20 protein-coding genes are annotated in these 22,135 nt (G+C 52.3%); 8 read left to right on the top strand and 12 right to left on the bottom strand.

The features are described from left to right. Window positions 1–64: 64 nt before the first annotated feature. On the top strand, window positions 65–1,423 hold the full coding sequence (locus CBE73_RS21400) for an MATE family efflux transporter (RefSeq protein WP_094095971.1): 1,359 nt from the start codon (window positions 65–67) through the stop codon (window positions 1,421–1,423). A gap of 516 nt (window positions 1,424–1,939) precedes the next feature. Here the strand turns inward: CBE73_RS21400 and pfkA are convergent. The 4 genes from pfkA to CBE73_RS21380 form a co-directional block, all read right to left on the bottom strand. Next, complete coding sequence (pfkA, locus tag CBE73_RS21395) at window positions 1,940–2,911, bottom strand: 6-phosphofructokinase (protein WP_094095970.1); 972 nt, start codon at window positions 2,909–2,911, stop codon at window positions 1,940–1,942. A gap of 101 nt (window positions 2,912–3,012) precedes the next feature. After that, complete coding sequence (locus CBE73_RS21390; protein ID WP_094095969.1) at window positions 3,013–4,092, bottom strand: tetraprenyl-beta-curcumene synthase family protein; 1,080 nt, start codon at window positions 4,090–4,092, stop codon at window positions 3,013–3,015. 88 nt (window positions 4,093–4,180) lie between these two features. Next, on the bottom strand, window positions 4,181–4,501 hold the full coding sequence (locus CBE73_RS21385; protein ID WP_094095968.1) for a hypothetical protein: 321 nt from the start codon (window positions 4,499–4,501) through the stop codon (window positions 4,181–4,183). A 168-nt stretch (window positions 4,502–4,669) separates the two neighbouring features. After that, complete coding sequence (locus CBE73_RS21380) at window positions 4,670–4,867, bottom strand: cold shock domain-containing protein (protein ID WP_094095967.1); 198 nt, start codon at window positions 4,865–4,867, stop codon at window positions 4,670–4,672. Between the two features lie 247 nt (window positions 4,868–5,114). Between CBE73_RS21380 and CBE73_RS21375 the strand changes: the two genes are divergently transcribed. The 6 genes from CBE73_RS21375 (at window position 5,115) to serS (ending at window position 10,853) form a co-directional block, all read left to right on the top strand. After that, window positions 5,115–5,348 (top strand): hypothetical protein, encoded by a 234-nt coding sequence (locus tag CBE73_RS21375; RefSeq protein ID WP_094095966.1) that lies wholly within the window; start codon window positions 5,115–5,117, stop codon window positions 5,346–5,348. A gap of 53 nt (window positions 5,349–5,401) precedes the next feature. Beyond that, a complete protein-coding gene (locus tag CBE73_RS22020; protein ID WP_157739639.1) occupies window positions 5,402–5,572 on the top strand; it encodes a hypothetical protein in 171 nt (56 codons plus the stop codon). Between the two features lie 222 nt (window positions 5,573–5,794). Further along, complete coding sequence (gene pepF / locus CBE73_RS21370) at window positions 5,795–7,585, top strand: oligoendopeptidase F (protein ID WP_094095965.1); 1,791 nt, start codon at window positions 5,795–5,797, stop codon at window positions 7,583–7,585. A 144-nt stretch (window positions 7,586–7,729) separates the two neighbouring features. Next, window positions 7,730–8,131 carry a LapA family protein gene (locus tag CBE73_RS21365; RefSeq protein ID WP_094095964.1) on the top strand — a complete coding sequence of 134 codons (402 nt, stop codon included), beginning with the start codon at window positions 7,730–7,732 and terminating at the stop codon, window positions 8,129–8,131. Window positions 8,132–8,160: 29 nt separating this feature from the next. Beyond that, window positions 8,161–9,192, top strand: a complete 1,032-nt coding sequence (locus CBE73_RS21360) for a M42 family metallopeptidase (RefSeq protein ID WP_094095963.1) — start codon at window positions 8,161–8,163, stop codon at window positions 9,190–9,192. 368 nt (window positions 9,193–9,560) lie between these two features. Further along, a complete protein-coding gene (serS, locus tag CBE73_RS21355; RefSeq protein WP_094095962.1) occupies window positions 9,561–10,853 on the top strand; it encodes a serine--tRNA ligase in 1,293 nt (430 codons plus the stop codon). Window positions 10,854–10,983: 130 nt separating this feature from the next. Here serS and CBE73_RS21350 read toward each other — a convergent pair whose 3' ends face one another. The 8 genes from CBE73_RS21350 to hemE all read right to left on the bottom strand — a co-directional run bounded on the left by CBE73_RS21350 (window position 10,984) and on the right by hemE (window position 20,659). Beyond that, window positions 10,984–12,960 carry an ABC-F family ATP-binding cassette domain-containing protein gene (locus tag CBE73_RS21350; protein WP_094095961.1) on the bottom strand — a complete coding sequence of 659 codons (1,977 nt, stop codon included), beginning with the start codon at window positions 12,958–12,960 and terminating at the stop codon, window positions 10,984–10,986. A 170-nt stretch (window positions 12,961–13,130) separates the two neighbouring features. After that, complete coding sequence (locus CBE73_RS21345) at window positions 13,131–13,970, bottom strand: DUF92 domain-containing protein (protein WP_094095960.1); 840 nt, start codon at window positions 13,968–13,970, stop codon at window positions 13,131–13,133. 3 nt (window positions 13,971–13,973) lie between these two features. Then, window positions 13,974–14,600 carry a fumarylacetoacetate hydrolase family protein gene (locus CBE73_RS21340; RefSeq protein WP_229752750.1) on the bottom strand — a complete coding sequence of 209 codons (627 nt, stop codon included), beginning with the start codon at window positions 14,598–14,600 and terminating at the stop codon, window positions 13,974–13,976. Further along, window positions 14,600–15,379, bottom strand: a complete 780-nt coding sequence (locus CBE73_RS21335; protein WP_094095958.1) for a glycerophosphodiester phosphodiesterase — start codon at window positions 15,377–15,379, stop codon at window positions 14,600–14,602. Before CBE73_RS21335 ends, CBE73_RS21340 begins: the two co-directional genes overlap by 1 nt. Before the next feature lie 152 nt (window positions 15,380–15,531). Beyond that, complete coding sequence (locus CBE73_RS21330; protein WP_094095957.1) at window positions 15,532–16,944, bottom strand: CapA family protein; 1,413 nt, start codon at window positions 16,942–16,944, stop codon at window positions 15,532–15,534. 224 nt (window positions 16,945–17,168) lie between these two features. Further along, window positions 17,169–18,581 (bottom strand): protoporphyrinogen oxidase, encoded by a 1,413-nt coding sequence (gene hemG / locus CBE73_RS21325; protein WP_229752752.1) that lies wholly within the window; start codon window positions 18,579–18,581, stop codon window positions 17,169–17,171. 5 nt (window positions 18,582–18,586) lie between these two features. Continuing rightward, complete coding sequence (hemH, locus tag CBE73_RS21320; protein ID WP_094095955.1) at window positions 18,587–19,534, bottom strand: ferrochelatase; 948 nt, start codon at window positions 19,532–19,534, stop codon at window positions 18,587–18,589. A gap of 57 nt (window positions 19,535–19,591) precedes the next feature. Continuing rightward, window positions 19,592–20,659 (bottom strand): uroporphyrinogen decarboxylase, encoded by a 1,068-nt coding sequence (hemE, locus tag CBE73_RS21315; RefSeq protein WP_094095954.1) that lies wholly within the window; start codon window positions 20,657–20,659, stop codon window positions 19,592–19,594. A 235-nt stretch (window positions 20,660–20,894) separates the two neighbouring features. Here hemE and CBE73_RS21310 point away from each other — a divergent pair, with 235 nt between their 5' ends. Further along, window positions 20,895–22,091 carry an MFS transporter gene (locus tag CBE73_RS21310; RefSeq protein WP_174704830.1) on the top strand — a complete coding sequence of 399 codons (1,197 nt, stop codon included), beginning with the start codon at window positions 20,895–20,897 and terminating at the stop codon, window positions 22,089–22,091. The last annotated feature ends 44 nt before the right edge of the window (window positions 22,092–22,135 follow it).

Below are 22,135 nucleotides of genomic sequence, written 5' to 3'. Positions count from 1 at the left end.
TTTCACTTGAATAAAATTTTACATGACTTGTAACCTTTTATGGATCGGAGCTTTTAATTATCTTATGAAACCAACAGCGACGTTTAAACAGAAATATATCCTTTTCCTGCAGATCTTGATCCCTATTTTAATTACCCAGGTTACGATGTCGCTTATGACCTTCTTTGATACCGTCATGTCTGGTCATGCCAGTCCTGAGGATTTGGCCGGAGCTGCCGTTGGATCAAGCCTTTGGGTGCCTGTTCAAACCGGATTAAGCGGAATTTTAATGGCAGTAACCCCTGTGATTTCGCATCTGATCGGCGAAGGACACAAGAACAAAGTAGCCTATCAGGTCATGCAGGGCCTGATGCTCGCGGTTATTGTCGGGTTAATCGTCATCGCAGCGGGAGCGCTGCTGATTTCCCCGATTCTGAATGCCATGCATTTAACGCCAAAGGTTCACCATGTCGCCTTTTATTTCTTGACGGCTATGGGGACGGGAGTTCTTCCGCTGTTCGGATATGTCGTGCTCAGATCCTCCATCGACGCCTTGGGTCAAACCCGGATTTCCATGGTTGTCACTCTGGTCTCGCTGCCTATCAACGTAGCAGCTAACTATGTGCTAATCTTCGGGAAATTCGGATTTCCTAAACTCGGCGGCATCGGTTCCGGGGTAGCTTCCGCTTTCACCTATTGGTGCATCTTCATTCTGGCGCTGTTTATCGTTCGGCAGACCTCTACTTTCAGGGAATATAATCTTCTGCGGAACTGGTACCGGATCTCCCTGGCCAAATGGAAAGAGCTGCTTAAGATCGGAGTGCCGATCGGGTTCGCGATCTTCTTTGAAACAGCCGTATTTGCGGCCGTAACCTTGCTGATGAGCGGATTTGACACGATTACCATCGCTGCCCATCAATCGGCCATCAATTTCGCTTCGACCCTGTACATGATTCCACTCAGCATCTGTTCAGCCCTGACGATCCTCGTCGGCTATGAAACCGGGGCATCCCGCCTGAGAGACGCCAAGCTTTACGGCCGAATCGGCGTCATTTCCGCAGCTCTGCTGTCGCTGATCACCGCCGCCGTTCTTATGATCGTCCGCCAAGATGTGGCGGAGCTTTATTCCACCGATAACGCTGTGATCGCCATGACGAAACATTTTCTGATCTACGCGATATTCTTTCAGATCTCCGATGCGATTGCGACCCCGGTTCAAGGTGTTCTTCGGGGGTACAAAGACGTCAACTCAGCGTTCTGGATTACTTTGCTTTCGTATTGGGGCGCCGCCTTGCCTTTAGGGTTTATTCTGTCTAAATATACAGACCTCGGCCCTTACGGCTATTGGGTCGGCCTGATCACCGGCCTTGCGATTGCAGCCGTTCTGCTGTTGTTCCGATTAAGACAGGTAGAGCGGCGGCAGGCCCTTCGGCTGCCCTCCTAACGCGCTATAAAAAAGGGTTCCCAAGCTGGGAACCCTTTTTGCCCTTCTATTCCTCGCGCGCGAGTATAGGAGAGAAAAACCAATCACAATCAGAATTACAGGCACAATGAACCAGAACCAGTTGATATTAAAGATGCTGTACGTAAAAGAACCGCCTCCAGCATACATCGTAGCGGTATCATGTACCGATTCTAAAGCAGAAAGGATAAAACCTGTACACAGAATAATTACAGCACAAATAATCGAAGTGCGGCCCAGGAATATCTTGGTCACAAAATCCGCTCCCACATCATAATAACACCTTATAAGGTGTTATTATCCAATTTTTCAAGGATTAAAAACGCTATGACAGGTTTGTTCTCCCGGTTGTGTACTCTGTAAGGACATTTGAGTTTAAGTTTTCCCTACAGCCAAGTAATCATCCACGCCAAAGCCAGGAGCACAAAAAAGGCCTTCGGGAAGACATAACTTCCTAAAGGCCTTTCTACATTGGAGATCGCAGCCAAGCAAAGTCCCTTATTGGGACAAACGCTGAGCCAATTCGTACATCTCCATGTTAAAGTCTTTTTTCGTTTTGACGACTTTCTCAATATCCGTTGCCACAAGCTGTCCATTAATGACGCCGCAGGCTTTGTTGGAGTCGCCCTCGATCAGCTTCCGAACGGCAAAATCGCCGAGACGGCTTGCAAGGTTGCGATCAAACGGCGTTGGGGATCCTCCGCGCTGGATATGCCCCAGAACCGTTACACGAGGGTCAATGCTTGGATAACGTTCCTTGAGCGCATCGGCCACGTCTTCACCACGGCCAACCCCTTCAGACACGATAACAATACTGTGTCTCTTACCATGCTCGAAGTTTTGTCTCATCCGGTCGGCAACCTCATTCAGATCGTAAGGAACCTCCGGAATAAGAATGGTCTCCGCACCGGAAGCGAGTCCCGCATGCAGGGCAATATCCCCGCAGTGGCGGCCCATAACTTCAACCACCGAAGAACGTTCATGCGAAGACATCGTATCACGTAATTTGTTAATAGCGTCCACCACAACATTAACGGCGGTATCGAATCCGATTGTATAATCCGTAAAGGAAATATCGTTGTCAATCGTACCCGGCAGACCCATCGTTTTGATACCAAGCGCGCTCAGTTTGGCAGCCCCCTGATAAGAGCCGTCCCCGCCGATCACGATCAGTCCGTCAATGCCGCGTTCGCGTAAAATGGCCGCACCCTTCTGCTGGCCTTCAAGGGTCTTGAATTCGAGACAACGTGCCGATTGGAGAATGGTTCCCCCGCGCTGAATAATATCACCGACGCTCCGAATATCCATGGAGAAAATATCGTTGTTCAGCAGTCCTTGATAACCCCTTTGAACTCCATAAACTTCAATCCCATGAAAAATAGCGCTGCGGACGACGGCGCGCACTGCTGCGTTCATTCCCTGGGAATCGCCACCGCTCGTTAAAATTGCAATTTTTTTTACTGCTGACATATGTTTTCCTCCTCAAATGAAATAAACCCAATCCTTTCGTCATAAGCCCGGGGGAGAGCTCGCAACGTCCGAAGAGATGTTTCGCAGCTTAAGCTGATTTGCTACAGAAACTTTCGTATCCACCTGCTGTTGGCCCAGAAGAATAGCCTTGTAAGCGGGCTTCTCCTCATCAGCCTGCGGGATACTTCCTTGATTTCCATGTGCTGGCCCACCTTTGGATCCGAAAGATACAACGCCAGCAGCCCTTCTATAATCATCCGGTGAAAGGAAGAAACCGGAAGCAATTTAATATCCTGTCTGGCCGATGCCGCAATCATTTCAATCCGGGTCAGCGTTTCGCTGTCGCTTTCATAATAACTGCAAAAATTCAAATCCCCGCCCAGCCGGTCCTCAGCCTGATCGATTAAATAATCAAGCATAATATGAAGACCGCAAACATGTGGAAAATACGCCTTATGAACCGTTGAGGCCGCTTGCTCATCCAGGTCAGGATCACAGGCCGACAGAAACAGCATAAACATGCCGAGCGTCGAGCCGGTTGCTGCCGCAAACTCGTTCCAATGAAGGTGCGGAGCCCTTTCCTGATGTTTCTGTCTCCAGGCAAGCAGCGCAGGCTCGCGCATTTCCGGTTTGATGTGTTTGTACACCTGTAAATCAATATATAAACCTACCAGATCTACAAGATAGGGCTGTGCCGCAGAATAACCCGGCAGTTCCCGAATGCACATCCTACACTGATTCACCAGTCCGATGAGATATCCCCCATCCTCCTTCTCCGTGCGAAGCGCGTAATAATCCGCAGGCTCACGGTCAGGAATAACAGCGTCAAGCATGGACTGATGGATGAGGCGGAAATCGTCTGCATCCATGGATGTACTGCGGTCACAAAGGTTATCCAGGTAATCGCTGATCGTCTGAAAAGCTACGATTAACGGAATCAGCACATGCCGCTGCGGAAGATTGGCCGCCGCATATACACTGCCGCCCTGGCAATGGAATTCTTTGGTCTGGATGCTGGCCAAAGCCTGCTTGCGCAGTTCTGGATCGGGAATTATAGAAGCATGCTGTCTTATCCGGCTCAACTCCGTCTTGACGGTTGGCAATATGAATTTATATACCCGGCTCATCAGACGGAGCGGATCGCTCGGCACTTGATGGCGGCTCTTGTTAAGTTCTATCAATGCTTTGCCTCCACAACGTTGTCGGGTTACCCGTAACAAAACAATCCTAATTATAATATGCCCTATAACTTTCTACAAATTAACTATATCACAAATGCGGTTTAATTGAGGAAACGTCAGCGGATACCCTGTACCAGATATGAAGATCGTTGATAATACTCGCCAAATCTGCGATTTCCCGGTTTAAGTCACAAGAGAATTCAAAGTTATCTTCATTGCCTAATTGATGCAGCTTATGTTCAATCATCCGTTCCAGCTCCATAACCCTTGAAGGAATCCTTCCTCTTATCTCTTCCCAATTCTCAACAATTTCAAGCTGCTCCTGATAGGAATAAGCTTCATACGGCTGTGTGAAATCCGGAAGCTTAATACCCAGTCTCTGATCAAAAACAAATTCAAAGGTTCCCATGATCCGCTTCCCGCCCCCATAGGTAAATGTTATCTATCATTATACAAGAGACGAGAGGGATTTGCCTTATTAAACGGCAAAAAAAGACACAGCCCGCAAGGAGCTGTGCCTTTATCATGTGCCGAAACCTAAACTTTATAAGTTATCCGCTTAAGCGCGGAGGCCTTCTTATAATTTGATTACGTTAGCGGCTTGAGGGCCACGGTTGCCATCAGTAATTTCGAATTCAACTTCTTGACCTTCGTCCAAAGTTTTGAATCCGTCGCCTTGGATAGCCGAGAAGTGTACGAATACGTCTTCGCCACCTTCAACTTGAATGAAGCCGTAGCCTTTTTCTGCGTTGAACCATTTAACTGTACCTTTCAAGTGAACAACCTCCTAAAAATATCGTCATCGGGGACGAATAACTGTATTATACTTCATCCCTAATCATAATGCAATGAGCGATTTAAAGCGCTTGCTTGGCTTGCTTGCAGCTGGATTCCAACATAATAAAAGCCGCGTCCTTCCTTGATTTATTTGCTTTCCCGCAGGCGCTGGGTTATGATTTTACAAAAAAGATTTCCTAAAGAAGACTCCCTATACAAGGAGTTAAGAATGGAGAATTCGCAAGATGATTAAAAAGCATGAGATTTACAAAAATGACAAATGGAATATGATGACCGTTGAAGTCCAGGGCAAAACTTTGGTGCTTCGCGAGATCTCGGACCAATGGGGCGAAGAATGCCACACCTTCCTCAGCCGTCCCGCTTTGATGAATTGGGCCCAGCAGCGTTTTCCCAAAGAGGATTTTGCCGGCCGTGAGCAGGAATGGGAGGAATTGATGAAGGCTTTTCAGGAAGTGTAAGGCGAATTACGGGGATCACGATCTTATATTGAAGGAGTCAAGGAACAGACGTTATGAATTCCTCTGATGTTACGATTTTTGTTATTGTCGCTTTTGCGCTTGCGCTAATAGTCCTGATGAGCCGCAACAACATCCCGCCGAAATTCAAGCGTGGGCTGGCTCTTTTTTCATTGATTATGGTGGTAGTTGCTTTTATCCTCATCATTATGAGTTTTTTTCCCTGAAATCCCGCGCTTTGAGCGAACCTCCAAATAATTGACAGCCACCCGGAGCATACTAGTTGTCAAAAATGAAAGTAGGCTCTGGAGATGAAGAAAGCGAAAGCTGTTTCCCTTCTGCTTGCCTGCTGTCTTTTGACGGCATCTATGCCCGTGGAGGCAGGTTCCGCTGACAAAGAGGTTCGGGACGACAGGTCTTCATATATTCTTTCAAGGAGGGTACCAAACGTGAGTACATTGCCTAAACGCTCAGAAGTCACTAAAGAAAACACCTGGAATTTGTCGGATATATTTCCCGATCAAAAGGCATGGGACCAAGCTTATGAGGATCTGAAGAAAGAATTGAAGAAGGTGGCCGATTTTGAGGGCAAGCTGGACAGCGCCCCTCAGATTAAAGCCATTTTCGAACTTGAGGACCGTCTCGGTCAGGCTACAGAGCGGCTGTATGTATACGCCAATCTGCACCATGACGAGGATACAGCCGACCCTACATATCAAGCGCTGCTGGAGAAAGCGAAGAAGCTGAGCGTTGAAGTCAGCGAAGCCCTTTCTTTTGTAACGCCGGAAATTTTATCGCTGCCGGAAGCGGAACTGGACAAATTGATTGAGAGTCCCGAACTTGCGGCCTACCGATTTACCTTGACCGAAATCAAACGCGAGAAAGCCCATGTGCTCTCGAAAGCCGAGGAAGCGCTGCTGGCCCAGGTCGGCAATATCTCGCAGGCTCCGCAGAACATTTTTGGCATGCTGAACAACGCGGACATGAAGTTTCCTAAAATTAAAAACGCCGACGGTCAAGAGGTTGAGCTTACACACGGCAGTTATATTCAGTTCCTGGAAAGCCCTGACCGGGAAGTTCGCAAGCGTGCCTTTAAAGCTGTATATGAAACATACGCCAAGCAAAAAAACACACTGGCCGCTACGCTCAGCGCCAATGTCACCAAAAATATTTTCTACGCCAAAGCCCGGAAGTACCCTTCCGTTCTGGAAATGTCGCTGTACGGAGACAACATCTCCAAGGATGTATACGACAATCTGATCGGCACGATCCATGAAAGTCTTCCGCTTCTGCATCGTTATATGAAGCTACGCAAGAAGCTTCTCGGTGTGGATGAACTGCATATGTACGATTTGTTTGCGCCGCTCGTTGAAGAGTACAAATGGGATATTACGTATGAAGAAGCGAAGAAGCTTTGCATCGAGGGCTTGAAGCCGCTGGGTGAGAATTACTCCTCGAAGCTGCAGGAAGGCTTCAACAACCGCTGGATCGACGTTTATGAGAATGAAGGCAAGCGGACCGGCGCCTACAGCTGGGGCTCTTACGGCACACATCCTTATGTGCTGCTGAACCACAACGACAACTTGAACAGCATGTTTACGCTGGCGCATGAAATGGGCCATGCGCTGCATTCCTATTTCTCGGATGAAGCGCTGCCTTACCGGGATGCGCAGTATACGATTTTCCTGGCCGAAGTCGCTTCCACAACCAACGAAGCCCTTCTGATGGACTATTTGCTGAAGCATGCCGACAACCCGAAACAAAAGCTGTACCTGCTCACTTATTACGCGGATCAGTTCCGTACAACCGTCTTCCGTCAAACGATGTTCGCCGAATTCGAGAAGATCGTACACGAGCGCGCGGAAGCCGGCGTGTCGATGACGCCTCAGGAGCTGTCTTCGATCTACTATGAGCTGAACAAGAAATATCACGGCGACGATATGGCCGTGGATAAGGATATTGAAATGGAATGGGCACGTATCCCGCATTTCTACAGAAGCTTCTACGTATACAAATACGCAACCGGGTTCTCTGCAGCTACAAGCTTCTCCAAGCAGATTCTTGAAGAAGGCCAGCCTGCCGTTGACCGTTACCTCGGCTTCCTTAAGAGCGGCGGCAGCGACTATTCCATCAACATTCTGAAGAAAGCCGGCGTTGACATGTCTTCGCCTCAGCCGATCCGTGAAGCGATGAGCGTGTTCGAGAACGTCATTGCCCAAATGGAGCAGCTGACGAAGTAATCGCAGGTAGAACGGTGTTAAATAAATCCCTTGCCCCCGGGGTGAGGGATTTTATACTTTTTACAGATGCTGTTACCATCTTAAAGACGTTGTTAGCCCTCTTAAAGATGACGCAGCCCGCGCTAAGAGAAGGAGGTTTCTCTATTGAAAATTCAATGGTCTTTGATTCTGGCTTTAATCTTTGCCCTGATCACCGCCGTCTTTGCCGTTATTAACGTCGAGCAGGTTGAGGTGAATTTATTGTTCAGCTCTGTGAAGCTGCCTTTGATTCTGCTGATTCTAGGCTCTGTTCTGCTTGGCGGTATTATCGTTGGCGCCTTCGGGATTTACCGCGGTTACCGTCAGCAGCGCCAGATCAAACAGCTGAATGCCAAACTCGCTCATATTCAGGAAGTAACGGGCTACGATCCGGACAAGGTGCCGGCCGATTCTTCCAGCCCTGCTGATTCCTCTGGTTCTGCTGCTGGTTCTGTTCCGCTTTCTGCTGAAGACAGCCAGATCTCGCCCGGCCAGACCAGTGCCGATGACAAGGAAACTGGACGCTGATAATTTATACATAGGAGGCTTTCTCATTCATGAAGATTAATGAACCTTACGTCATTTCCCTGCTCAAGAAACTGCTGGATACCCCAAGTCCAAGCGGCTTCACGCACCACATTATTAATTTGATTCAAGAAGAAGCGGACAAGCTGGGTATTCCGTTTGAACTCAATGCCAAAGGCGGCGCCATTCTCCGCCTGAAAGGCGAAAGCAGCTCAAACCCGCTTTGTCTCAGTGCCCACGTCGATACGTTAGGCGCCATCGTCCGGTCCATCTCGCCGCAGGGTACGCTTAAAATTTCTTCAGTCGGCGGATTTATGATGCAAAGCATCGAAAATGAATACTGCCAGATCCATACCCGGGACGGAAAAGTCTATACCGGCACCATCATGAGCACGCATCCTTCGGTTCACGTATACGGTGACGCCCGCGAGTTTCCGCGTGTGGAGAAGAACATGGAGGTTCGCATCGACGAGCTGGTGAACAGCAAAGACGATGTGCTCAAGCTTGGTATCAACAACGGCGATTTTATTTCTTTTGACTCCCGTGCTGTCGTGACCGATAGCGGCTTCGTGAAATCCCGTCACATCGATGATAAAGCGAGCGTTGCAGCCCTATTTGGTCTGCTCGAATCAGCCGCAACAGGCGGCTGGACGCCCAAACGTGAAGTAGTAATGCTGATCTCCAACTACGAGGAGGTAGGTCATGGAGCCGCCTATATTCCGGAAGGCATCGAAGAAATGATCGCCGTGGATATGGGCTGTATGGGCGACGATCTGTCCTGCAAGGAGACGGACGTATCCATCTGTGCCAAAGATTCCAGCGGGCCTTATGATTACCAGATGACCAGCAAATTGATCGACCTGGCGAAACAGGAAAACATCCCTTACGCGGTCGATATTTACCCGCAATACGGCTCTGACGCCTCGGCTGCGCTGCGCGCCGGCCATAATATCCGTGCAGCGCTGATCGGTCCTGGCGTGCATGCTTCCCATGCGATGGAGCGGACCACCAAGCAAGCCGTTATCAATACCGCTCGTCTGCTTGGTGCTTACATCAACGCCTAATCTTCTAACAGGAACGAGATCGGCTGTTTCAGGGGAACATCCGCTGACGTCTATTTTCTCAAAAGCCGTTAGTCCTGTTAAACTGCCCCTTGCCTTCTCTCTTCTGTTTAGCTATACTGATACAAATCATATTCGGATCACGCCTGTGAAGAGATTCCAACTCGGAGGCGTTCTCGTCAAGAGAGTCTGTATGCTGACGCATCTGCTCTCCTAAGTTAACCGGCACCGCCCGTTACCGCGGAACCAAGAGGATCCTGCCGCTTTCTCGGCAGGGTCAAGTTGGGTGGCACCGCGAGTCCAAAGCGCTCCTCGTCCCAAAAGACGAGGGCGCTTTTTGTATTTTTACAGGACAAAGGAGACGGTGTGAAATGTTAGACATGAAATGGATTCGGGAGCATGCGGACGAGGTGCAGCAAACCGCAGACCGCAAAGGGATTTCGCTGTCGGTCAAGGAGCTGCTGGAACGGGATAAGAACAGAAGAGCCGAACTGGCGGAGCTGGAACGGCTCAGGCAAAACAGGAACAGGCTTACGGAAGAGATTCGGGCGGCGATGCAGCGTGATGGACAGGCAAAATCCGATCTGTTAAGGGCGGAAATTGCTGATAACAAGCGACGGATTCAGGAAACGGAGATAGCGTACAGCCAGGCCGACTCCGAATTTAAACGCCTGCTGCTGCTCGTGCCTAACATCGTATCGCAGGATACGCCGGTTGGGGTATCGGATGCGGACAATGTGAAGGTGAGAAGCTGGGGCCTGCCGCCGGAGTTCGGGTTCGAGCTCCGCGATCATGTAGAACTGGGCCGTATGCTCGGTATTCTGGACACTCAGCGCGGGGTGAAGGTTGCCGGGAGCCGAAATTATTATCTGAAGGGCGACGGCTTTCGTCTCCAGCGGGCTGTGCAGCAGCTTGCCCTGGACGTGCTGGAGCGCAAAGGGTTTGATTTCCTCGAGGTACCGTTGATGGTGGGGCGGGAAGCCATGGTAAATACGGGCTTTTTCCCGCTGGGCGAAGACCAGACCTACCCGATTGCCGGGGAGGAGCGCTGGCTCGTCGGCACTTCGGAGGTTCCTCTGATCGGGTATTTTAGCGGGGACCTAGTGGACTTGAGCCAAGGACCGGTCAAAGCCGCCTCGGCTTCGGTCTGCTTCCGCAGCGAAGTCGGCTCGGCGGGCCGCGATACCAGCGGATTGTACCGGGTGCATCAGTTTTCGAAGGTGGAACAGGTGGTCATATGCCGCAATGACCCGGCGCTGTCGGAAGCCCTGCTGCAGGAGATCACGGCCAACGCCGAAGAAATCCTTCAGCTGCTTGAGCTTCCTTACCAGGTCATGGCCGTATGCACCGGCGACATGTCGCAAAAGACCTACAAGCAATTCGATATTGAAACGTGGATGCCGAGCCGGGGCAGCTACGGCGAAACCCATTCGTCGTCCAACCTGCAAGACTTTCAAGCCCGGCGTTCCAACATCCGCTACCGCGAGGAGGACGGCTGTCTTCAATTCTGCCATACGCTGAACAACACGGCCGTAGCAACGCCCCGCATTCTCATTCCCCTGCTGGAGAATCATCAGCGCGAGGACGGATCCGTTTATATTCCGCTGGCGCTGCGGCCTTATATGGGCGGGCGGGAGGTTTTGAATCCGAGCCGGCAACCCTAGACGGAGAGATAAGGCTTCTTGATCGGCCAATCCCCAAAATGGATCATAAACCAAACGGCGGCAGCCCATTTCCAGGCTGCCGCCGTTTTAAGTCGAAACTTATTAAAATTATGAGTTGATTATTCTAGTTCTACCCCCGCTGCGCTTCAATCCGCTCCGCAAGCTCGTTCAAATACGTCCAGCGCTCCATGAGGCGCTCAAGCTCGGCTTCGGCCGTCTGCTGCTGCTTCATCAGCTCCTGCAGCAGGGCTGCATCGCTGACCGCTTGTTCCATCTCGGAGGTTATGCGCTCAAGCTCCTGCTCGGCCGCTTCGACAAGCCCGTCTATGGCATCGAATTCGCGCTGCTCATTATAGCTGAACTTCAGCTTTTCGCTGCGCTGGGACGAGCCATCCCGCCCGCCGCCACCGCTGCCAACACCGCTGCTTCCGGAGGAAGCGCCGCCCTTTGAAGCGGAGGCCGCTTGAGCAGCGCCCACACCGGCATTCCCGGCTGCTGCGGATCCGCCTTCGCCGCCCGTGCGTTCGGCGTATTCGCTGTAATTGCCGACATGAACGGCAATCCGGCCGCCGCCTTCGAAGGCCATGATTTTATCGACCGTGCGGTCCAGGAAAAAGCGGTCATGCGATACCGTAAACACGGCTCCCGGAAATTCATCCAGATAAGCCTCCAGCACGCTTAACGTTTGAATGTCCAGATCATTTGTCGGTTCGTCCAGGAGCAAGACGTTCGGCGCGCCCATCAGTACGCGCAGCAGGTACAGGCGACGTTTCTCTCCTCCTGAAAGTTTGCCGATCGGCGTCCACTGCAGCGCGGACGGGAACAGGAATCGTTCCAGCATCTGTGAAGCCGTGATGCGCGATCCGTCGGCCGTCGTTACCACTTCCGCTTCTTCTTTGATGTATTCGATCACGCGCTGCTCAGCTTTCATCTCCTGATGCTCCTGCGTGTAGTATCCGAGCTTGACCGTCTGCCCCAGCTCAATGTAACCTTGACCCGGCTGCAGCCTGCCGGCGATCAGATTCAGCAGCGTCGATTTGCCGCTGCCGTTGGGCCCGACGATGCCGACCCGGTCCTGCGGCACCGCGGTGTAGGTCAAATCGCCGATCAGCGTGCGGCCTTCCACCTCATAATGCAGCTCCGAAATCTCCAGAATCTTGCGGCCCAGGCGGGAGGAAGCTACCGACATGTCGAGCGAAGCCGCCTTCTGGCCGGGCGCCTGCTCGACCAGCTTCTCAAAGCGGTCGATCCGCGCTTTTTGTTTGGTGGATCGGGCTTTGGCCCCCCTGCGGATCCAGGCCAGCTCATTGCGCAGCAGGTTCTGCCTCTTTTGCTCGGCCGACGCCTCGCGTTCCTCCCGGTCCGCCTTCAGCTCTAGAAACCGGCTGTAATTGGCCTCATAGCGGTACAGCTTGCCCTGATCCAGCTCCAGCATGACGTCGCAGACCCGGTCAAGGAAATAACGGTCGTGCGTAATCATCAGCAAAGCGCCGCGGCGTTTCTGCAGGTATTGCTCCAGCCATGCTACGGACGCGTTGTCGATATGGTTGGTAGGCTCGTCCAGAATGAGCAGCTCGGACGGCTGAATAAGAGCCGTTGCCATCGCCACCCGCTTGCGCTGTCCGCCGGACAGCTCGCCCATTTTTCGGTGAAAATCGTGAATGCCCAGCTTGGATAAAACGCTTTTCGCTTCGCTCTCCAGCTGCCAAGCCTGAAGGCGGTCCATCGTTTGGCCGAGACGGACGAGCTTCTCCTGCAAAACCTCGTTGTCCCCGCCCTGTTCCAGCTCTCTCAATGTCTCCATATATTCGTAAACGCAGCGCAGCTCTTCACCTTCCCCGCGGAAGACCTGCTGGAGCACCGTCATTTCCGGATCGAAGTCAGGATTCTGAGCCAGGTAGCGGATTCTTACGTCGTTATTGACGGCAACCTTTCCTGCATCCGGACTGTCCAGCCCGGCGATCACTTTCAAAAAAGTCGACTTGCCCGTGCCGTTAACGCCGACAAGCCCGATTTTATCCTGATCCTCCATGCCAAATGAGGCGCCTTCAAATAAAACCTTTTCTCCGTAACTTTTGGATAGCCCTTCGGCCGTTAATATGTTCATCTGTTCTCCTTGCCTTCCCGCTTTGCTGTTTATTCCGCTCGGGAATAAACGGTGTGCAAAATTTACGTTCAACGCCAGAAGAGTCCAGGAGCAAACAAGGTTCCCCAAAAACTCTGGCAGTCAAGACTGTTATACTTACCCTTCTTTATACTTAAAAAAGCCGGGCCGGGTCAAGTACCTAACCCGAAGCCCAGCCCTAAAGCGACCAGTCCTCCTACAGCGGAGCTGATCAAATTGACCGCATCATTGGTCATCCAGGACCAGCCGCGGTACAATTCCGTATCGTGCCCGCAATGACGCTCCACTTCCACGACCTGTCTGCAAATGGGACAGCGGTACATCTTCTGGACCGTTGCTCCCAGCACGGAATCGGCCATGGCTCCGGCAAAACCGCCGATACCGCCTGACAGCAGCAGCCCCGGCAGCGAAAGCGCCCACGCTCCCACCGCTCCCACAGTTGAAAAACCTCCGCCGAGCTGCAGGAGCAGCCAGGCGGAAAGCCCGATGCACAAGCCGCCGGCCAATGAGGCGGCATTGCCCATAAGCGAGACGCCGCCGGAAGTGCCTTTAGGCACCACCCGGCCCGTCAGCACCGAACGTGGAGGTTTGCGGCTGAGGCCGCCAAGCTCCGTCGCCCAGGTATCGGACGTTACCGTCGCCATGACGCCGACAAAAACATAAACCCACAACAAACTAGGAGCAATCACATAGCCGAGACAGATCAGCATACCAAGTCCGCCGTTGGCGAACACCTGACCGGCATCGCGTGTTCCGGTTTTAGCATACGATTTCTCCAGCTCGCTTTTCCGGTCCTTCTTCCATTTGGACAGCACGGTTGACGTAATGAAAAAGACGAGCAAAATCCCAAACCAGAAGGCGCTGCCTGCTCCGTAATAGATCGTCCCCATGATCACGGCCGCAATCAGACCGGACAGCGACAGGGAACGTTTCAAGTAAGCAAGACCCGCTATCACCGCCGCTCCCGCAAAGCCGATCAGCCAGTGAAGCACGCTCTAGCTCTCCTTGCTGCCGATGATGCAGGAGCCCAGAACTTGGCCGTCCCAGGCCAGCTCAAGCTTGTCTCCTTTAGCCACAGGACCAACGCCTTCCGGCGTACCCGTGAAGATCAAGTCGCCTTCGCCAAGGCCGTAATGCTCGGCGATATAATCCACGATGACCTGCAGGGAGAAGATCATATTTTTGACGTTGCCGCGCTGGGCTTCTTTGCCGTTAAGCAGCAAAGTGAAATCCTTGCTTTCCAGCTCCTCCTTGTCCGGGAAGGCAAAATAGGACGTTATCGGTGCCGAATGCAGAAACCCTTTGGCTGCCGTCCACGGCTGGCCTTTCTTTTTCAAAATGGACTGCACGTCCCGCAGCGTAAAATCAATGCCCAGAGCCGCTACGTCGACCAGGTCCTGGACAGCCATGCCTTTCTCATAAGGGCGTCCGATACGGATGACAAGCTCCGTTTCATAATGGATTTCTCCCTGATCCGCGGGAAACGGCAGCTCTCTGCCGTCCGCTTTGACCACCGCATGGCTCGGTTTCAGAAAAATCATCGGTTCGGTAGGCACTTCGTTGCCCAGTTCCTCTGCGTGAAGCTTATAATTTCTCCCGACACAATAAACATTTTGCACCATTACAATCTGCCTCCCAGTCTCCACCATTTTCTTCTTGGTTTGATTGCCGCAGGTTCAATAAAAGTTTCCCGGAATACACCCGGCTTGTTGGTGCAGATCAGAATGTTCCGATCCAGCGCAGCCAGCCTGAGCATCGACTGGGGCCGGTCCACCGTCCAGGCCATAATCCGGACCTCTTTCCTTATGGCTTCTGCAACCAGCCTGTCGTCAATCTTCCGGTGCGCCATCGATAAGAAATTACATCCCAGGTCCTTCAGTCTCCGAAAAAGCTCCGGCGTGCGCCGGTCCGAAATCAGCCCGGTTTGAATCTCGGGATCCTCAAATTTCACTTTGCCGAGCGCATTGACATCAAAGGAAGTCATGACGACATCCTGCTGCATTTCCCGGCTTCTTACGGCTTGAATCATTTTTTTCTCCAGGCCGGGATACATCCCTTCCTGAGTTTTTATTTCGAGATTGAGCTTCAATCTTCCTTTAACGGTGTCCAAAAGCTCATCCAGAGTCATAATTTTCTCACCGGCATAGAAAGAAGACTTCCAGCTTCCGGCATCCAGCTTCTTCAGCTGCGCGAGCGTCTTCTCGCGGACAAGCCCGCGTCCGCTCGTCGTCCGGTTCACCGAAAAATCATGGATAATGACCGGAATGCCATCCTTGGACATCTGCACGTCCACTTCCATCCAGGTTACGCAAGGTTCTTCCATGGCCATGCGTACTGCAGCCATCGTATTCTCAGGTGCTACACCGGAGTAGCCCCGGTGGGCGGCACAATATCGGTTCATCTCCGTTCGCTCCCTTCCGCAGGGACAGCGACTTTATTTTTCTCTCTCCAAGATAACGTCTCCTGTCTCCTGTCTCCTGTCTCCTGTCTCCTGTCTCCTGTCTCCTGTTGGCTTGTTCGCTTATTGCGCTACGGTTATGTCCTAACCGGTCCTCACCCTGCTGAAACATTCCCTGCCTTGTCAACGGTTACCCCGGGGGATAGGGATTGAATCTCCTGCAGCAGCTTGGCCGCGTCTTCAGCCTGCATCGGCACCGGCTGGGCCAGCTCGGCTGTATAAGGAATAAGCTTCATACCGCAGCTGCCCGACTTGCTGCAGCGGGCTTCGAACACGGCGGTTTCCCAGGTTTTCTCATTAGTTGACCGGGTAAAGATGAAGTTGCCTGTGCTGTAGGCAATCCATTTTCCTTTATATTGCTCCAGCCCTTGGAGGACATGAGGATGCCCGCCGATGACCAGATCGGCGCCCGCATCGATCAACCCGTGGGCCAGAGCCGTTTGCGTGTCGTCAAACTGCTGCACACGCTCCTTACCCCAATGCGTAATGACAAGGATAAGATCGGCTTTTTGGCGCGCAGCTTTAATGGCCGCATAAGCCCGGGTCGGGTCATAAACCCCGGCGATGCCTGGTTTGCTTGCGCCGGCCGCCCAGTCGGCTTTCGGCAGCACGCGGCTGAAGCCGAACAGGGCGATTTTGATCCCCTTGCGTTCAAAATATTGGGGAGCATAAGCCTGATCGGCATTAACGCCAGCTCCAACCGAGGCGATGCCTGCATTTTTCAAATGATCAAGCGTATCGAGAAGTCCTTCCTCCCCTTGATCCAGCGTGTGGTTGTTCGCCAGGTTCACGGCATCCACTCCTGCTTCCGCCATCGCCTCCAGCGCTTTCGGTGAGGACTTGAAGACATACTGCTTATCCGATGCTCCTTTGCCGCCGTAAGTAACAGGCGTTTCCAGATTGAGCACGGTCAGATCGTCCTGTGTAAACAAGCTGTTCACGTATTGAAACGGATAATCATATCCGGCGTTCTCCAGCTTTGTCTCCGCTTTGCCAGAAAACAGCGTATCCCCGCCAAAGTGAAGGACCAAATCGTCGGGAGAACCTGCAGACGTATTGCCAGCAGGCTGACCTTGCTCCGAATTCTGGGATACCGGGTTTGTTCCCGCCGCTACGGAGGAACCCCTGCCGGAAGGATCAGGATTGGCACTGCCGTCCTGGGATCCGCTGTTTGAGGTACGATCGGAAGCTCCAGCCGGATTGGAGCCTGTTTCGTCCGGTGAGGACGACTGATTTGATGAACCTTGGCCATCGACTGATCCCGTTCCCGAATTCGTTCCATGGTCTCCCGAAGTCCCGGATTGCGATGATTCTGTCCCGTTTCCGGAATCAGATGCCGCCGGGCCCGAATCTGCCGTGGTTGCATCGTTTGAACTGTAATAAATATAAAGGCCTACCAAACAAACGGCGACAATAAGCGTAAGGTTAATGATCGACCAAACCTTCGTTTGCCGCTGCTGTTTCTGCTTTTTTTTCTGTTTGTATTTTGCTGATCTAGGTGGGTACATGGTTCACTCCTCAATCCCGGTATAAGGTCTCCCTTAGAAATCCTTTTAGGAATCCATTTAGAAATCCATTTCATGCTGTCCTTAACAAGACGAAAAACAGCATCAAATGGTTTCATACACCAAATTGATTTTATTATACCAGCCGGCAAAGAACAAATAGAACCCCCGCCTCAGCAAAGGGTTCTATTTACTCAGTTCTTAAGTCGTGTTTTGTCGCAGGCTGTCTATTGGCGCTCCGCCATCTCTTCCGCCAGCTCCTTGGCCTGTTTGATGCAGTCGGGCAGGCCGACACCTCTAAAAGCAGCTCCGGTCGCATAAACGCCCGGAATTTTATCACGCAGCTCCTTCTGAAACCGGTCAATATTGTCCAAGTGTCCCACCGGATACTGCGGCATAGATTTAGGCAGGCGCGTAATTTCGGCAAACAACGGTTTAGCTTGAAGTCCCATCAGCTCTTTCAGATCTTTCAAGACAAGCTCCGTCAGCGCTTCATCCGGCAGGAACACGTTCTCCTCTTCGCCTGAACGGCCTACGTAACACCGCAAGAGCACCTTGTCGTCCGGGCTGGTATGCAGCCATTTGGTCGAGGTCCAGGTACAGGCGGTAATATTGCGTTTCTCCTTGCGCGGAACCAGGAATCCGGAGCCGTCGAATTCTTCGCCGAAATCCGCTTTATCGAAAGCAAGCACCACATTGGCCACCGAAACATAGTTAATGGCTTCAAGCGCAGACGTATCCACATGGCCGCGCAGGAATTGGGCAGCAGCAAAGGCTGGCGAGGTGACGACGATTTCATCGGCATAAAGCTGCTCGCCGCCTGCAAGCGTAACCTGATATCCTCCTGTCCCTGTCCGGGTGAAGGAGACGGCTTCACTTTCCGTCCGCAGCTCCACATCGTCCAAATCATGGATCAAGCCATGGATCAGGCTTTGCAGCCCCTGCCGGAACGTCAGGAAAGCGCTGCGTTTCGTTCCCGTATGGGTTTCGACCGGCTTGCGGCCCGTCATCATCCCCCGGATCAGGCTTCCGTAATTCTTCTCCACTTCCCCGAACTGAGGGAAAGTCGCCTGAAGGCTGAGGTTTCGTGTATCCCCGGCATAAATGCCGGCCAGCAGCGGTTCGGTCACGTTCTCCAGCACCTCGGTTCCGAGTCTGCGTTCAATAAAATTCCCCAGGGATTCATCCCCGGAGCCCTTGCGGGCCGGAATCAGAAAATCCATCAGCGCCCGCAGCTTGGCCGGACCGGAGATTAATCCGGTCTTCAGGAAGGGCTTCAGCTCCGTAGGAATGCCAAGCACCAGCCCGCCGGGCATCGGATGCAGACGGTCGCGGCTGACGATGTACGTCTTTTTGGAATGCGGATTCTGCTGAACAAGCTCATGATCGATTTCGAGGTCCTTGGCGAGGTCAATCATCGCCGTCTTCCGGGCCAGGAAGGAATCCGGCCCCTTCTCGATCACAAATCCGTCACGGTGCAGCGATTCGATCTTACCGCCCATTACCTTGCTTTTTTCCAGAACGGTTATAGCGGGACGCAGCCCTTTCTCCCTGTAAAACTTGCGGATATAGAACGCAGCGCTCAGCCCCGTAAGGCCACCGCCGACAATAATAATATGATTTGAAGAAGCTTCGCTCACCCTGATCATTCCTTTTCCAAAGCATCAGTGATGGACTCGCATAATGCCTGAATATAAAGCGGATCACTGTTCAGCATTTCAATCCGTTCCAGACGCATGTCGATTTCCTTGGCAATCGCTTTAGCCTCAATATCCAGGTCGTAGAGCACTTCCAAATGGTCGGAAACGAAGCCGACCGGCGCTACCAGCACGTCCTCTACCTGCTCTGTGCTTAACGATTTAAGCGTATCCAGAATGTCTGGACCAAGCCAAGGCTCAGCCGTGCGTCCTGCACTTTGCCAGGTGAACTGCCAATGCTCGATGCCCAGCTTATCCGCCACCGCTTTGGACGTTTCCAGCAGCTGATCCTTGTAAGGATCGCCCATGTCCAGAATGCGTGCAGGCAAGCTGTGCGCGCTGAACAAGACGCGGACCTGATCGCGTTTGGCACCCGCTTCTTCAAATTGGTCCAGCTTGGCTGAAACCTTACGGCTAATCGCTTCGATAAGCGAAGGGTTCAAATGGTATTCCTTGACGAACTTCATGGCGATGCCATGTTCCTGCGCTTTAGCTTCAGCCCGTTTGATATAACCGCCCACGCTCATTACAGAATAATGAGGAGCCAGCACGATGCCGACAGCTTCCTTAATGCCGTCTTTCGCCATCTGCTCCACCCCGTCTTCAATGAAAGGCACCGCATGCTTCAATCCCTGATAACAGACGAATTCAGCGTCTACGCGGCCTTCCTCCGTCAGCTTATTTAAGGCTTGCTGCAAGGATTCGGTCTGATGATCCGTATTAGCTCTGAGCGGGAAAACGCCGCCGACAATCGCTTCGTACCGGTCGGTCAGCTCTTTAAGCTGCTCCTCTGTCGGGCGATTGCCCCTTCTGATGTGAGTGTAATAAGCTTCGATCTGGTCCATGCTTGCGGGAGTCCCGTAGGACATAACCAGTACACCGATTTTGTTGCTCATCGAGAAAACCACCTTTGGCTTTTATAATAAACTGCTGATTGCAATATTGATCTGAATTTATTTGCTCTGCATAGACAACCCGCGGCGGCTGATCGCTTCAGCAGAGTATTCATGAACAAATTGGGTTAATTCATGGAGTTTCTCCAGGGAAGCCTCAGGGAACAGGCCATGCCCGAGGTTAAACACATAACCCGGCTCCTGAACGCCCTCATCAATGATGGCGGCCGCATGGCGTTTGATAACCTCCATTGGCGCCGTTAGCACATAAGGGTCCAGGTTGCCCTGTACAGCATGTTTGCCGCCTAATCTTCTACGGCCTTCCGTAAGGGAGACACGCCAGTCCAGTCCGATGACATCGGCCTGCAGTCCGGAAAGCGTCGGGAGCAGCTCGCCTGAGCTGACGCCTGGAAAATATATTTTCGGCACATTCAAATCCTGAAGTTCGGCAAAAATACGGGTGACTGTCGGCAGCACAAACTGCTCGAAGTCTTTAGGCGCAAGCGCTCCAACCCAGCTGTCGAACAGCTGGAACGCTTGTCCGCCGTGCGCCACGTGGGCACGCAAATAAGTGATCACCATATCGCCCAGCTTATCCATTAATCGGTGCCAAAGCTCCGGCTCGCCGTACATCATGCTTTTGGTGCGGATGTAACTCTTGGAAGGCTGGCCTTCGATCAGATAGCTGGCAATGGTGAAAGGAGCCCCCGCGAATGTAATCAGCGGAACCTCCAGCTCCCGGTTCAACAATTCAATCGTGGTCAAAATATGCCCCAGATCGCCTTCGACATCAATCGGCTTCAGCCGGTCAATGTCCGCCGCTGTGCGGATCGGATTATCGATGACGGGACCGATATTTTTGACGATATCAAAATCAATGCCGATCGAAGCGACCGGGTTCATGATATCCGAATATAAAATAGCCGCGTCCACGCCGAGTTTGCGGACAGGCATCATCGTGACCTCTGCGGCCAGCTCAGGCTGCTTGCAAATTTCGAGCAGACTGTATTTTTCTTTGATTTTACGGTATTCCGGGTCGTATCTGCCTGCCTGACGCATGTACCAGACTGGCAGCTGATCTACTTCCTGCTTGAAGCAGGCGCGAATAAAACGGTCGTTATATGTCATGAAAGAAAGCCTCCATCTCAAAAGAATCCCTAAAGTACATTATGCCCTTTTCAAAAGTAAGTAACAACCATCACAAACCGGCAAGCCTTGACAAAACTCCGAACCTTCCGGAGCTCCGGGGTATGTAAAATATGGTATACTAAAAAAATTGCATGGACCGGCTGTTTTGAACTGCTGCCTGAATCGACATACAGAAAGGAAGTGAAGCCCTTTGAAAACCTGGAAAATCAATCTCATGGTGCTTTGGGTTGGAGCTTTTCTAGTTAATGCCGGTATGACCATGATCACGCCATTCCTGTCTCTTTATTTAGCGCAAAACCTTCATGTCGAAGGCGAAAAAGCGCTGGGCTTGTGGGCCGGACTCATCTTTGCCGCCAACTTTGCCACTTCGTTTATGTTCCAGCCGCTGTGGGGCAAACTTGCCGATAAATACGGCCGAAAAATTATGCTGCTCCGCTCCGGGTTCGGCATGGCGGTTGTCATTACGCTGATGGGCTTTGCAACCGCTCCCTGGCAGCTGCTGGTGCTGAGGATGCTGAACGGTACGATTTCCGGCTTCAATCCGGCCGCTGTATCCCTGATTTCCAGCACAACGCCGAAGAAAAACATCGGCTTCGCCATGGGCATCATCCAGTCCGGCACCGTGGCCGGCACGATTCTGGGGCCGCTGCTTGGCGGACTTATGGCCAATTATGTCGGCTTCCGCCCGATCTTTTACATAACCGGGGCTCTGCTGTTCGCCGCTTCGCTGCTCGCCCTCTTCCTCGTCCGCGAGAAGTTCGACAGGGAGGAAGCAGCGAAGAGAGATGAAGTGTCCGTGCTGGCCGGCTTCCGGGAGCTTGGCAAAACACCGCAGCTTCCTGCCCTGTTCGCCGTCACGTTCCTGCTGCAGTTCGCGATGATCAGCCCGATGTCGATTCTGCCTTTGTATGTGGAGAAGCTGCATGGATCTTCGCTTAACCTGCCCTTCTGGGCGGGATTCGTCAGTGCGGTAACCGGTTTATCCAACATGATCTCTTCACCGATCCTCGGCAAATTCTCCGACAAGGTCGGCGCTCATAAAATATTGACGTTCGCTTTGATCGGCGCCTCGATCACGCTGATCCCGCAGGCTTTCGTCGGTTCGGTGTGGCAGCTGGCCGCCGTGCGCTTCCTGATGGGCGTCTGTATGGGCGGATTGCTGCCGAGCGTGAATGCCCTGATCCGCATGTACACCCCTGACGGCATGGAAAGCCGGGCCTTCGGCTTCAACAGCAGTACACTGGCCCTCGGCAATATGCTAGGCGCGCTGATCGGCGGATTTCTGTCCGGCTACATCGGGATCGAAGGGCTGTTCGTCATTTCCGGCGTTTTGCTGCTCCTGAATACTGTTTGGGTCTGGATGAAATTATACGCCCACAAGGACAAGCACAAGCAAACCTCGTTCCGATAAGATCATTTGAAAAATCATTCGAAAAGATCATTCAAAGACCCAAA

The organism is Paenibacillus physcomitrellae, assembly GCF_002240225.1.
Taxonomy (GTDB): Bacteria; Bacillota; Bacilli; order Paenibacillales; family Paenibacillaceae; genus Fontibacillus; species Fontibacillus physcomitrellae.
This window is presented reverse-complemented; position numbering and strand designations above follow the sequence as displayed.

Coding starts and splice junctions, on each gene's coding strand:
- CBE73_RS21400 (WP_094095971.1), top strand. CDS start 65: ATGAAACCAACAGCGACGTTTAAACAGAAATATATCCTTTTCCTGCAG.
- hemH (WP_094095955.1), bottom strand. CDS start 19,534: ATGAGCAACAAAATCGGTGTACTGGTTATGTCCTACGGGACTCCCGCA.
- pfkA (WP_094095970.1), bottom strand. CDS start 2,911: ATGTCAGCAGTAAAAAAAATTGCAATTTTAACGAGCGGTGGCGATTCC.
- CBE73_RS21350 (WP_094095961.1), bottom strand. CDS start 12,960: ATGAACATATTAACGGCCGAAGGGCTATCCAAAAGTTACGGAGAAAAG.
- CBE73_RS21385 (WP_094095968.1), bottom strand. CDS start 4,501: ATGGGAACCTTTGAATTTGTTTTTGATCAGAGACTGGGTATTAAGCTT.
- CBE73_RS22020 (WP_157739639.1), top strand. CDS start 5,402: ATGAATTCCTCTGATGTTACGATTTTTGTTATTGTCGCTTTTGCGCTT.
- CBE73_RS21375 (WP_094095966.1), top strand. CDS start 5,115: ATGATTAAAAAGCATGAGATTTACAAAAATGACAAATGGAATATGATG.
- hemE (WP_094095954.1), bottom strand. CDS start 20,659: ATGACATATAACGACCGTTTTATTCGCGCCTGCTTCAAGCAGGAAGTA.
- CBE73_RS21330 (WP_094095957.1), bottom strand. CDS start 16,944: ATGTACCCACCTAGATCAGCAAAATACAAACAGAAAAAAAAGCAGAAA.
- CBE73_RS21340 (WP_229752750.1), bottom strand. CDS start 14,600: ATGGTGCAAAATGTTTATTGTGTCGGGAGAAATTATAAGCTTCACGCA.
- CBE73_RS21310 (WP_174704830.1), top strand. CDS start 20,895: ATGGTGCTTTGGGTTGGAGCTTTTCTAGTTAATGCCGGTATGACCATG.
- CBE73_RS21335 (WP_094095958.1), bottom strand. CDS start 15,379: ATGAACCGATATTGTGCCGCCCACCGGGGCTACTCCGGTGTAGCACCT.
- serS (WP_094095962.1), top strand. CDS start 9,561: ATGTTAGACATGAAATGGATTCGGGAGCATGCGGACGAGGTGCAGCAA.
- CBE73_RS21360 (WP_094095963.1), top strand. CDS start 8,161: ATGAAGATTAATGAACCTTACGTCATTTCCCTGCTCAAGAAACTGCTG.